Source organism: Streptomyces sp. ISL-98 (assembly GCF_018614055.1).
Lineage (GTDB): Bacteria > Actinomycetota > Actinomycetes > Streptomycetales > Streptomycetaceae > Streptomyces > Streptomyces spiramyceticus.
The window spans coordinates 175,687-187,896 of sequence record NZ_JAGGPB010000019.1; the positions used below are offsets into that span (position 1 = coordinate 175,687).

14 protein-coding genes are annotated in these 12,210 nt (G+C 67.1%); 10 read left to right on the forward strand and 4 right to left on the reverse strand.

The genetic code is table 11. The features are described 5' to 3' along the window. Positions 1-30: 30 nt before the first annotated feature. Positions 31-474, reverse strand: a complete 444-nt coding sequence (locus J7I98_RS42890) for a TniQ family protein (protein WP_214920948.1) — start codon at positions 472-474, stop codon at positions 31-33. Then, a complete protein-coding gene (locus tag J7I98_RS13790) occupies positions 471-662 on the reverse strand; it encodes a hypothetical protein (protein ID WP_214920949.1) in 192 nt (63 codons plus the stop codon). The genes J7I98_RS42890 and J7I98_RS13790 overlap by 4 nt, the downstream gene beginning before the upstream one ends. 398 nt (positions 663-1,060) lie before the next feature. Between J7I98_RS13790 and eccB the strand changes: the two genes are divergently transcribed. The 8 genes from eccB (at position 1,061) to J7I98_RS13830 (ending at position 9,910) form a co-directional block, all read left to right on the forward strand. Then, positions 1,061-2,584, forward strand: coding sequence for a type VII secretion protein EccB (gene eccB, locus J7I98_RS13795; protein WP_214920950.1), 1,524 nt, complete (start codon positions 1,061-1,063; stop codon positions 2,582-2,584). A 14-nt stretch (positions 2,585-2,598) separates the two neighbouring features. After that, positions 2,599-3,846 (forward strand): type VII secretion-associated serine protease mycosin, encoded by a 1,248-nt coding sequence (mycP, locus tag J7I98_RS13800; protein ID WP_214920951.1) that lies wholly within the window; start codon positions 2,599-2,601, stop codon positions 3,844-3,846. Between the two features lie 196 nt (positions 3,847-4,042). Continuing rightward, positions 4,043-4,471 (forward strand): hypothetical protein, encoded by a 429-nt coding sequence (locus J7I98_RS13805; RefSeq protein ID WP_214920952.1) that lies wholly within the window; start codon positions 4,043-4,045, stop codon positions 4,469-4,471. Positions 4,472-4,555: 84 nt separating this feature from the next. Beyond that, a complete protein-coding gene (locus J7I98_RS13810) occupies positions 4,556-6,226 on the forward strand; it encodes a hypothetical protein (protein WP_308377746.1) in 1,671 nt (556 codons plus the stop codon). 23 nt (positions 6,227-6,249) lie between these two features. Further along, on the forward strand, positions 6,250-7,518 hold the full coding sequence (locus J7I98_RS13815; RefSeq protein WP_214921100.1) for a S8 family serine peptidase: 1,269 nt from the start codon (positions 6,250-6,252) through the stop codon (positions 7,516-7,518). An 87-nt stretch (positions 7,519-7,605) separates the two neighbouring features. Then, positions 7,606-7,965: a WXG100 family type VII secretion target gene (locus J7I98_RS13820; protein WP_214904206.1), complete on the forward strand. Its 360-nt coding sequence runs from the start codon at positions 7,606-7,608 to the stop codon at positions 7,963-7,965. A gap of 64 nt (positions 7,966-8,029) precedes the next feature. Beyond that, entirely contained in the window at positions 8,030-8,329 is a 300-nt protein-coding gene (locus tag J7I98_RS13825) for a WXG100 family type VII secretion target (RefSeq protein ID WP_214904209.1), read from the forward strand. Between the two features lie 264 nt (positions 8,330-8,593). After that, positions 8,594-9,910 (forward strand): hypothetical protein, encoded by a 1,317-nt coding sequence (locus tag J7I98_RS13830; protein WP_251020572.1) that lies wholly within the window; start codon positions 8,594-8,596, stop codon positions 9,908-9,910. Positions 9,911-10,201: 291 nt separating this feature from the next. Here the strand turns inward: J7I98_RS13830 and J7I98_RS13835 are convergent, their stop codons facing one another. After that, complete coding sequence (locus tag J7I98_RS13835; protein WP_214904212.1) at positions 10,202-10,399, reverse strand: hypothetical protein; 198 nt, start codon at positions 10,397-10,399, stop codon at positions 10,202-10,204. Continuing rightward, on the reverse strand, positions 10,386-10,868 hold the full coding sequence (locus J7I98_RS13840) for an ATP-binding protein (RefSeq protein WP_214920954.1): 483 nt from the start codon (positions 10,866-10,868) through the stop codon (positions 10,386-10,388). The genes J7I98_RS13835 and J7I98_RS13840 overlap by 14 nt, the downstream gene beginning before the upstream one ends. Before the next feature lie 273 nt (positions 10,869-11,141). Between J7I98_RS13840 and J7I98_RS13845 the strand changes: the two genes are divergently transcribed. Both J7I98_RS13845 and J7I98_RS13850 read left to right on the forward strand, forming a co-directional pair. Then, complete coding sequence (locus J7I98_RS13845) at positions 11,142-11,996, forward strand: helix-turn-helix transcriptional regulator (RefSeq protein ID WP_214920955.1); 855 nt, start codon at positions 11,142-11,144, stop codon at positions 11,994-11,996. Between the two features lie 11 nt (positions 11,997-12,007). Next, positions 12,008-12,205, forward strand: a complete 198-nt coding sequence (locus J7I98_RS13850) for a hypothetical protein (RefSeq protein ID WP_214920956.1) — start codon at positions 12,008-12,010, stop codon at positions 12,203-12,205. The last annotated feature ends 5 nt before the right edge of the window (positions 12,206-12,210 follow it).

Genomic DNA, 12,210 nt, shown 5'->3' on the forward strand with positions numbered 1-12,210 from the left:
TCCCATGGCCGTTGAAGACCATCTGGCAAATCACCCACTCCTGCGGCCACCAGGCCGAGCGAGACCTATCCGACCGGGCGGCCGACCGTCGCGCGGGCTTCGCCGAGTGGCTCGCCAAGCAGGAGTGCTCTGCCTGCTGGCGGGCCGCCAAGGAGGGCGACGAGCTGGTCCTGTCGACTCCCGCCGCCAGTACAGTCGCGTGTGGCAGCGGGGACAACGGTCTACCAGATACATCAGGTGATCCGCGCACAGGAACGTCCACTTCAGCCGCCAGCTCAGCAGCCACCGCCCACCGGACGCCTGTACGCACAGCGGGCACGCCGCCGAGTGATCCCGCAGCCACGGATCCGTCGCCCGCCAGCTCCTCCCGCTGGCTGGTGCGAGCCACGGAAGAACCGTCGGCTCATAGAAACTGAACAGCGTCCGCTCGATCTGGCCCGGCCGCAGCCCGGTCCGCTGCCGTAGCCCCTTCAACTCACCGACGACAAACGGAACTGGTAGGCGCTGAAATTCGCCGTACCGGACAGCCCGAGCGCACGCAGCGCCGCCGCACGCGACAACCGCAAGGCCACCGCCACCGTGTCCACCCAGCTGACGAATGACTCCCCGGCGAACGGAGCCGGAACGTACCCGAGCCGCTGATTACGATCGTCCTCAACCATGGTCGACAGTGTCAGGGCCCGATCGCCGTCCCTCGTCGGGCAGCGCCCCCCTCCGGGGGTTCGAGGCATAACGCTCGGGCCCCTGGGGCTCCGCGTGGGCGCCACTGCTACTGCTTCGAGGTCCCCTTGGGCCGCCGTCGGCCGCTCACGACTGGAACGCCACCACCGGCTCCGGCATCACACTCCAGGGCAGCGTCCTCCGAGCCCTGCGCGAACTGGGCTGTGGGAGCGGGTGGACGCCTCCGGGTGCCTGGCGCGGGCCGTTGGCCGGGCGATCTCCTACCTGAGCAGTGAGAGGCAAACTCCGGCAGGCATAGTGGGACGTTGCGCATGTCGGCAGGCCCTCCCGGTGTGGACGGGAGTACGGCCGCCCAGTGGGGGAGAGGGACAGCGGGCAGATGGCTTCACGACGGGACGAGCTCAATGCGTACACCTTCGCGAAACGGAGGCTGATCGCACAGTTCTTGCAGCCGAATGCGACCGGATCGGAGGAGGGTGCGCCACGTCCGCTGCGTGCGGTGGTACCCGGGGTGATCGTCGCGGTGGTGGTCCTGGCGGTCTTCGGGGCTTGGGGGATGTTCAAGCCGGTCGCCCCCAAGAACTGGAACGCGCCTGGCGAGAACGTCATTATCGCCAGCAAATCAACCACCAGGTACGTGGTGTTGGAGACCGGCGGCAAGACGCAGCTCCACCCGGTGCTGAACATGTCGTCCGCCAAGCTGCTCCTTGACCCGGACAAGGGCAAGGTCATCAACGTCGACGAGTCGGTACTCGACAACGGCAAGATCCCGCACGGTGTCACCCTCGGCATTCCGTACGCCCCCGACCGGCTGCCCGACGCCAAGGAAGCCGGCGCCGCGAAGCGCTGGGCGGTCTGTGAGCGGCCCGGCGAAGGCGGCAGGGCCATCCAGAAAGCGGCATTCGTCCTCGCTGGCCGCGAGCAGAAGAAGACCGAGGGCCCAGGCCGGCTGCGTGGCGGTGAGCTGATGTACGTGCAGGGGCCGGACCGCATCAGGTACGTCGTGGACGCCCAGGGCAAGGCATACGCCGTCCAGAAGGACGAACTGCTGTTGCGCCAGCTCGTGGGCCAGGGCCGCGAACCCCAGCGGGTGTCCGCCGCGTGGCTGGACACCCTGCACAAGGGGGACGCCATCACCTTCCCCAAGATTTCCGGAGCTCCTGGCGCCGACGCGGCTGTCCGCGGCGACCTGGAGCCCGGGACGAACAGGGTGGGCATGGTCCTCACCGCGACTGACGGCACAGGGAGCCAGCAGTATGTTGTCCTGCCGGGCCGTGTCGCGCCGGTCTCGGACTTCACCGCGAAGCTTCTGCTCAACAGCAGGGACTTGGTCGACCTCGGCCAGGCCGGCCACGCGAAGTCCGTCAGCGCCGCCACCTTCGAGCCCGGCGATGCGTTCGGAGGCAGTAAAGACTGGCCCCGGAGCGCCCCCAAGCCGGTCAACTCGGCGAGCACAGCAGAGGGCAGCCGCAACACAGTGTGCAACGTTCTGCGCAAGGTTGAGGACGAGGGGTCCACCACCCTGACCACCTGGGCGGGCACCGATTTCCCCGCCGCACTGCCCACCGGCTCGACCAGCGCCTACGTCACCCCCGGATCAGGCCAGCTGTTCAGGCAGTTCAAGGGCTCCAGAACCGACTCGGGTTTCGTCTTCCTGGTCACTGACACCGGCCTCCGCTACGCCATGCAGTCCAACGGCGACAGTGCGACGAACGATTCCGGCATCGGCTCCTCCGGTACGAAGGAGGAGAAGCAGGCGCGGCAGCAAGAGGCACAGCAGGCCCAGGGCCGGCTCGGCTACAAGGGCGTCAGCCCGGCGCCGATCCCTGCCGCCTGGTCCTCGTTTCTGCCGACCGGACCACGCCTGTCGACCGGTGCCGCCCGCCAACCGCAGGGCTCTTGAGGGGCTAGGCAGACATGACGTACACGTACGGCCGCCTCTTCAGCATCACCGCCGCCACTGTGCTCACTCTCGTCGCCCTGCCCGCGCCCTCTGCGACGGCGGCGGACACGACCGATCAGTGCACGTTCCCCGGGAAGAAGTACGAGGGCCGCCCCTGGGCCCTGCAGCGCGTACTGCTCGACGAGCTGTGGACGCAGTCCACCGGCAAAGGGGTACGGGTCGCGGTCATCGACACCGGCGTAGACGTCAAGAACCCCCAGCTCACCCGCGCGGTGGACGTCAGGAGCGGCCGGAACCTGCTGCCCAAGGGCCTCAAGGACGAGAATGGCACCAAGATCGAGCGCGGCAGGGAGGACGGCACGACGGACGCGGTGGGCCATGGCACCAAAGTCGCGGGCATCATCGCTGCCCGCCCCGCGAAGGGCACCGGTTTCGTGGGCCTCGCCCCGGATGCCACGATCATTCCTGTCCAGCAGAACGACGCCGAGGGAAATGGCACGGTCGGGACCCTCGCCGCGGCCATCAATTACGCGATCCAGGCCGACGCCGACGTGATCAACATCTCCCAGGACACCACCAAGGCCGTGAAGCCCACGCCGGTGCTGAATCAGGCGGTGAACGCGGCCCTGGCCGAAGAGATCGTGATCGTAGCCTCGGCAGGCAACGACGGCCTGGGTGGCAACGTCAAGGAGACCTATCCGGCCTCGTACGAGGGTGTCCTCGCGGTGGCCTCATCCGACCGGAACAACGAACGTGCGCCCTTCTCCCAGTCCGGCGAGTTCGTCGGCGTCGCCGCCCCCGGTGTCGACATGGTCTCCACAGTCCCCGGGGGCGGCCACTGCGCCGACAACGGCACCAGCTTCTCCGCCCCCTACGTCGCCGGCATCGCCGCCCTTATCAAGAGCAAGCACAAGGACTGGTCGCAAGAGCAGATCGTCGCCCAAATCCAGCAGACCGCGGAACGGTCGGTCGCAGGCCACGACCGCCTGGTGGGCTGGGGCGTCGCCGACCCGGTACGGGCGCTGACCGAGGACGACAAGCCCATCGACCAACCGGTCGCCGACGAGGGCATGACCAGGCCCCAGGCACCCACCCCGGCCGAACTACACCTGGGCGAGACGCCGGAGGAACGCGACGCACGCCTCGCCAACTACGTGGTCGTGGGCGGCGGTGTGTTGGTTGCCACGATCGCGGGTGCGGCGGTTGCGATTCGCGATCTGCGACGGCGGAGAAGGGGGACTGCCGGGGAGGGCAGTGCTTGAGGTCACTCCATCGCTAAGTCATCTGCGTGTTATGGCAGTTGGACGTGTCGTAGCCAGTGACTAGAGTGACTTTGATGTGATCGGTGACGTTCGCGTCACTCCGATGGCAGTAAACGGGGACTGTGCAAACGGGGAGGGCGGTCATCGTGACCGATGCAGGTAGTCGCGCGCGCAGCTCAAGAGCGGGGGAGCGACGTTGACCGACCTTGAGCGCGGAGTTGACGCGCTGAAGCGATTCCAGACGCGGGTGAACAAATTGCTGGCGGACTTCGAAGGCGGCGCGGGCAGCAGCGCCAGGGTCGCCGACCAGAGAGTTTCCCGGACCTCCTTCAGCGGCCTGAACTCGAAGTTCGACGAGGCGGAGTCGCTCTTCGGCCAGTACAACCGAGTCCACGAGGAGCTCGTTTCGCTCTCCAAGACCCTTGGCGCCCAGATCGCGATGCTGAGTATCGGCGTGCACGCCGCGGAGGTCGGCTTCGACAACGTGGAGGAGGACATGCGGCGACGGTACGTGGCGATCCAGACACGTATAGACCAGGAACACGAGGCGCAACAGGAGCGGGCGAAGAGCGCCAAGGCTAAGTCGGGGGACTTCGATGACACGAACGACAAGCACGGGTTGTGACCGATGAGTGAAACGAGCCCTCCGGAACTCCCGCCCAAGGCGCAACACGAGCAGGACCAGGTACGGGTCCGATCCCAGCTAGGCGTGACTGATGCCCATCAGCAGGTCACGTCGATGATGGACATCCTCGGATTCGGTGGCCGCGGTCCAGGGCTCTTCGCCAGGACCAGCTTCGAGGCCCACGAGCTCAACGCGATGATCGACCTGGTGGAAACCGCCAACCCGGCGGACATGGAGAGCGCTGGCACCGCTCTCTGGAAGGCCAGAGACGCGCTCAAAGATGCCGCGCGGGAACTCCAGGACTACATCGACAAGGTCGAGTGGAAGGGTGAGTCCGGCAACGAGTTCCGTTCATTCGGCAGCGAGCTCGCCGAGCACGCCAGGAGTCTGGGTACGTTCGCGGACGCCGCCGGGACACAGATCACGGTCGCGGGTACGGGGCTGGCGTCCGTTCACAAGTCCATGCCTCCGCGCGATGGCCGGCTGGCCAAGAAGAGCGTCGAGGACATTGAGGCTCCGGCCCGTATCGAGGGCAATCCGGATTACGACGCGGCCGTGAAGGTGGAGAAGGACCGCCAGGAGGCCATCAACCAGATGAACCGCCTGGCATCGTTCTACGCGGTCTCCGCACAGACGCTGGAGACGCAGGAACCGCCGAAGTTCCGTAGGACGCTGAAGACGAGTGTGCCCCCGCCGAGCGGGTCGGCCGGTCCCGGACCGACCTCTGGTTCCACTCCGGCGAGCCCCGACTTGACCGGCGTTACCGCGCCGCAGTCGGTGCCGGTGTCGAACCACGCGGATTCCAGCGGCACGGGCGGCACGGCCAGGGCTGAAGCCATCGGCACGGTAGCGCCCGGCGCGGTCACGCCCGTTCCGGATCGGAGCCCGTCGATGGAGATCGACAGTGTCGCCGCGCCGCCAGCGCCTACCACCAGCCTCAGCACGCCGCCGGTTTCCTCCGCCACGGGAACAACAAGCCCCGCAGGGACGACTCCTCCCATCATGGCGGGCGGCTTTGTGAACCCTGTGAAAGGCGGCGCAGCGCGCGCGGCCGGTGCGAGCGGCAGGCCGAGGGCAGCGGGGCAGAACGCTGGGACAGTGGGGCGGCTGGGGGCGGCTGAGGGCGGCTCTGCAGCAGCCGCACGTGCAGGAGGAGCAGCGCGGCCGGGGGCTGTCAGCAGTGGTCCGGCAGCGATTGGTCGCGTTGGCGCAGCAGGTCCGGTCGGCTCCGCAGGCCACACTCCCGCAGCCGGTCGATCCGGTGCGGCAGGCCAGCCCATGGCTGGCCGTGCGGGCACGGGTGGTTCGGCCGCACCCCGAGCGGCGGGCAGTGGGAGCGGCATAGTGGGCGGCAACCCGCAGCGAGCCGCCGCAGGCTCATCCTCACCTCGACTTCCGCGCGGAACCGTCATCGGAGGTGAGGCGACAGCGTCGGGACGTACCGCAGGAAGGGCCGGTCAGCAGGGTGTCATTGGAGCGCACCCCGCGAACGGCGCATCCGGGCCGGGCGGGCGCGGCACGGCCAGCTCGAACGGAGTCGTCGGCACGCCTCGCGGCAGCGCCCCAGGGTCACGACCCGGTGTCGGCGGCTTCAGCCAGGGGGGCGCCGGCCTTGTGCGTGGCCCCGCGGGCCAAAGGCAGACCGAGAACGAGGAACAGGAGCGCACCAGATCATCGCGTCCTGACTACCTCACGGAAGACGAAGAGACATGGGCCGCCCGTCGGCGTGGCACCGTGCCGCCGGTGATCGAATGAGCACGGAAGGTTCGGAAGTCAGGATGACGGCACGAATGAGCCAGGCCAGGAACGGGAGGTCACCTCGCTCTTTGCGGCGAGGACTGGTCTGCACGTTGGCTGCGGTCGGCGCTTGGAGCGTGGGCATCGTCGGCTTGGCCCCGGCTGCCCTTGCTGCGGATGCGCAGACGAAGCAGTGGTACCTGGAAGGAATGCGCGCCGAGGAGATGTGGAAGACCACCACCGGCGAAGGCATCAAGGTCGCTGTCATCGATTCCGGCGTCAATCCCTCCACCCCTTCGCTGAAGGGCCAGGTCCTAAAGGGCGTGAACGCCACTGAGGAAGCGGCGGGTGGATCGACAGACGACTACGACGGCCAAGGGACCACCACGGCGGAGTTGATTGCCGGTACGGGGAATGGCGGTGGCCTGCGAGGTCTGGCACCTGGTGCGAAGATCATCCCTGTGCGGATCCCGCTCCTTAAGCACGATGCGGTACCGCAAATCAACGACCCCCTGGCCCGTGCCATCAAGGCTGCGGCGGACAGCGACGCCCAGATCATCAATATTTCGGTCGGGAACGAACACGCCATCGGCTTGGACATGTTCGCGCAGCACTCGGCGTTGGAATATGCGGTGCGCAAAGGCAAGCTGCTGATCGCGGGCGTGGGTGACACAGCCAAGAAGGGGAACAAGGCGCAATACCCGGCCCGGTTCCCAGAAGTCGTCGGTGTCGCTCCGAGTCGTCGAGATGGCCGTGCGACCGAATACTCTCAACACGGGAAATTCGTGGATCTTGCCGCTCCAGGAGTCGATATCCCACGCTGGTGCGACGCGAAGTTCCAGAGCTATTGCGACGATGGCGGCGGTTCCACAGCCGCCACCGCCATCGCCTCAGCCTCTGCCGCCCTAATCTGGTCCGCACACCCGGACTGGACGGCGAACCAGGTACTCCGTGTTCTGTTCGACACCGCCGGTCGCAGCTGGGAGACGGGCACCCGCAGCACTTACCTCGGACACGGACTGATCCGCCCGCGCAAGGTCATCATTGATGGCAAGGGCAACCCCGGCGCGCCCGACGCCAAGCTTTTCGCCGACGAAGTGATGCCCATCCCTTCACGCTCACCCAAACCCTCTGCACCGGCTTCGTCACAGGCCCGGAAGGCCAAGCCCGGTGGCGACGCCGTCGTGGCAGGGTCCAGTGAGAAGGCCGAGGACGACGGCCAGTTGGGCCTGATCATCGGCGCGGCAGCAGCTGCGGCGATCATCGCGGGCGGCGCCTTCGCCGTAGCCCGCAAGCGCCGAAACAGCTGACCCGCCCGCGCGCCCGTACTTGTCACCGTCCGGTGACCGGTGGGACAGCAGGCCCACCGAGTACCCCCTAGAGAGGAATACCACCGCATGGCAGTCCAGAAGGTAAATGGCGTTTCCCTTGGCAAGTTGCAAGGCGAACTGTCCACCAATTTCGACAGCGTCAAGGGTCAACTGCAAAGGCTCCAGGCAACGATTGACAGCCTTGAAGGCCAGTGGCAGGGCATCGGCGCCGGCGCGTTCAACGTGAAGCAGACGCAGATCAACAACAACATGGTGCGGATCGGCAAGCTGCTGCTGAAGTTCCAGGAAGCGATCGCGGCCGCCCGCACCATCTCCGGGACCACAGAGGACGAGGTCGAGGCGGCCCTGAAGGGCATCGACGTGGCCGAAGGTTACGCGGGCGACTCCGGTGCGGAGAGGGCATCTTCGAACCTCAGCAAGTACTGACACACGTGGCGCCAGTACCTCGCATCCGGCATCACGCCGCACATAACAAGTAGTTGGAGGACTCATGGCACAGAACGACGGCACGATGATCGTCACGTACGCCGCACTCGACAGCGCGGCGGGGGACATCAAGAGCCAGGCAGACAAGCTCGACCAGAGCCTCGGAGCGATCAAGGCGAAGATCGCTGAGGTGTCCGAGCTCTGGGCCGGCGAGGCCAGGGAGGCGTACAACGCCGCCCAGGCCGAATGGGACAAGGAGGCCAGGGCTATCCACACCTCGCTCCTGCAGATCTCGCGAGCGGTCCAGGACGCGGCCCCCGCGTACCAGGCGGGAGACAAGAGGGCCGCTGCCAACTTCATGTAGGCGGAGGGCGATACGAGACAGGGTGGGCATGCACGGGAGATGCCCACCCTTGTGCCCATGAATCGCCAGCCCCCTACGTCGACTGCACGGTCTCGCGCTCACCAGCACGCCACAGGGGCTCCCGAGGCACCGCGGTCGGCTGACCGGCCGGGAACCGGGGGACCCGCAGCACTATCCATGTGGTTGGCGGGGCTGACGTGGTGTGTGGGGCGGCTGATAGCTTCTGGAACTGTTAGCGGGGCATGAAGGGCGCACGGGGGTTGCATGAGCCACCATGGTGAGGACAGGGCGGGCACGCGGCTGCCCGAAGGCGTGCCGCCGGTGCGGCGGCCGCGATGGCTGCCCCGGTTGCCGCCCGGGCCCTGGCGCGACAGGCGCAACAAGCTGCTCTGCATCGCCGCGGCGCTCGGGATCGGGGCGAGCCTGTGGGCGTACTGGCTCACCTACACGGATGTGCGGGACAGGGCCACGAGCGAGGACCAGGTTGCCGAGGCCTGTGCCGGGATCGTGGACGCCGAGGCGGCGATGGACCTGCGGGGCGGGGTCGTCAGGGCCAGTCCGGGAAGTGGTGACAACGACGAGCTCCGGCTCGATGCGCTGCCGGGCTCGTGTCAGATCTACCGGGTGCCAGGGCCGGGCAAGTCCGATGGTCTCTTCTCACTCATCGTCCGTACCTCCGCCGACGACGCGCCCATGAACGTAGTGGGTGACGAGACATGGCTCGAACCGTTCGGCCACCGTGAAGACCGGGAATTCCGCCCCGACGACGTGACCCGCCGGGCCGACCACGCCGAGCCCCGTCCCTTGGGCGACGGGGCACTCGGCCATTACAGCGACGATTCCGTAACGGTCCGGGCCGACTGCGCATCCGGGAATCCCGCTTCCTTGCAGGTTACGGCCAGGGCCGATTACGACGACGTATCGGACGAGGACCGCAGAATTCTCGCCGAGCTGGCTCGCGGTTCCGCGGCGCAGGCCGCCAGCAGGCTGAAATGTGACTCTCAACTCTCGCGAATTCCAATGCAATTGAAGACACCCGAGCGAGAACTCCGCGCTCCGAAGGCCGCGAACGCCTCCTGCGCCTGGTACGGCAGACACCTTGACGAATCCCGGCGCGGCCGGCTGCCGGACCGCATGCTGGAGGCACCCACCGGAGCCATGAGTACGACGGAGACCTGCCTGCTGGCAGCCAGCCCTACCAGCGTGCGCGAGATCGCGCCGCACTTGAGCGGATCCCAGCGGGAGTACGCGGACAGGGCGCTCACGCACTCGCCCTGGTGGATGAGAACGGCCTCGTTCTTTGGTGCTGAGACCGAGTCGGTCGCCTTCGAGGGCCTCGACGACTACGAGTACGTCAAAGCGGGCACCGCCGGGGGCGGGGCGGGTCCCGGCGTCTGGTGGGCCTCGTCCGCCTGTGACGGGCGGCCTGCGGTCCACACCCTCACCGTCAGCTACACCTACGACGACGTCGTGCTCGACCGGTTGCCTGCCCTCTTCCGGGCGTACGTCGAAGGCATCACCGAGCGCCGCGGCTGCACCGATGTCGAATTCCCAGCGCCCTCCGCCTTCGAGGCGGACTAAGTGACTCTTCGATCACGAGTTATCCACGTTTGTTGTAGCGGGTAGCGACGGCTCGGAGCTGTTCAGCTTGTTGATCGCCCGCTCTCCATTGCAGTAACTGCGTTCACTCGGCTCGAATACGACTGGTGGACGCTGCTCCCCTATGCGGAACTCGCCCACCCGACGGCCACTTTGGACCTCAACCAGCTCCAGGACGCAAGTGATTCACTGGAGCAGGCCGAACGAACCGTCCTGCTGGAGCCGGCGCTGCTGCACTGCGCCCGCTCGTGCATGAGGACAGTCCGCCAAGCATCACGGAAGCTGACCACCCGCCCCAGCGCGCAACGCATCCGCGAGCTGCCGGACAACTTCCAGCCGTGCGCCGCCAAGATGAACGATTTCGGCTCCAGTGCAGACCTGCTCGACGCGGAGGGAGGGCAGCAGGATCCCGAGCCGATCCAGTTCCTGCCGCAACGCTTCCAGAACCACCTCTGCTTCAGAGGAGTGCATAGCGGTACGCCCCTTCCATCGGGATCATGGCCCATGACTTGACGCCGGTGAGCGGCGGCTCGGCGTCCGCGACGCCGAAGTCCCCGCCGCAGGCATCCATCAGGGTGGCAAGCAGGGGCAGGGATCCGATCCGCCGCTCCCGGCACGCAGCCCCGGTCTGAGGCTCATGCGCCGGATGCTGATCGAAGACTGTGGCTCTGAGGACTTCGTATCGACATCGCAGGGACAGGCTGACATCACTGTCCGGCGTGAACCGGTAGGCGCAGCCGAGCAGTTCGGATACCACCAACTCTGCGAGCGGAGCCATGGCGCCAAGGCCGCGCTCCTGAAGCAGCTGCCGTACGGCGACCCTCGCCAGCCCGACGCAGTACGCGCCGCCGGGCAGACCGAAGGAATAGGAGAGGTTGTCGATGGACGGCCCGACCGGCACCAGCTCAGCCGATGCCGTCGGGCATAGTGTGATGCTCATGCGCGATAACTCCTGTTTCGCTGTGAGGGATTGGAGTGTTCGTACGCAAGCGGTCGTCGGTGACTTGCCTCCCTGGGCGCGGGCACACCTGTCCCCAGGGATGGGCAGGCATGCTCGCGCGGTGGACTTCCGGCACTGCCGCGTGTGAGCCGAGCACTACAGAATGTAGCGGTCTTCAGGGAACGGTTCTACCTGTTCGGTAGAACCGTTCTACGCTATGGACCTTCTGTCACCCTGACGGCAGACTGTGCGTGATGTTGGAAAGGGGGAAGTATGCCGCCCAGAATCACCCCGACCGTGCGCCAACAGCGCCTCGGCACCGAGCTGCGCAAGTTGCGTGAGGCAGCAGGGGTTTCCACCCAGGAGGCCGGCGCCCTGCTCGGGGTCAACCGGACACGCGTCCCCAACATCGAGTCCGGCCGTTTCGGCATCAGTCCGGAGCGCGTGCGCACTCTCGCCTGCAATTACGAGTGCCCAGACCCTGACCTGGTCGACGCCCTCGCCGAGGTGGCGAGCGAACGGGCCACCGGCTGGTGGGAGGCGTACCGCGGGCGACTCCCTGCACCCTTCCTCGATGTGGCCGAACTCGAGTACCACGCCCGGCGGATGACGGCCTTCCTCATGGTGCACATCCCCGGGCTCCTCCAGACGGGCGACCACGCCCGAGCCGTCTTCGAGAAGACCCTCGTCGCACTCCCCTCCAAGGAGGTCGAGCTCCGCGCGGCGCACCGAATCCAACGCCAGGACGTCCTCTTGGAGCGCACCGACCCGGCGCCGTACACAGCGATCATCCACGAGGCAGCGCTGCGCATGCAGTTCGGCGGCTCCAGAGTCGCTCGAGCGCAACTCGACCACATCCTGGCGGTCAGCGAACTCCCACACATCACAGTGAGGGTGATCCCCTTCGGCGCCGAAGGCTTCGCGGGTCCGGGGCAGCCGATCTTCTACGCCGACGGCCCTGTGCCTCAACTCGACACCGTGCAGCTCGACAGCTTCCACGGCTCGGTCTTCCTCGACTCCGAGATGCAGCTGAGGAACTATCGCAGCCTGATCGACAGGATGGCCGCCACGAGCCTCTCCGCCGGGGACTCCCGAACGCTCATCCACACCATCGCGCAGCAACACTGAGAGGCTGGGCAATGACCGAAATCCACTGGCAGGCCCCGCTCTGCGGCGGCGACGGCGGCAACGCCTGCCTCCAGATAGGCCACACCCCCGAAGGTACCCCTGTCCTACGCGAAACGGCCCGCCCGGACGAGCTGATCACCACGACCCACGAGAACCTCCGCAGCCTGGTCGAGGCCGCCAAACGCGGCGACCTCGACCACCTCGTCTGAGGGTG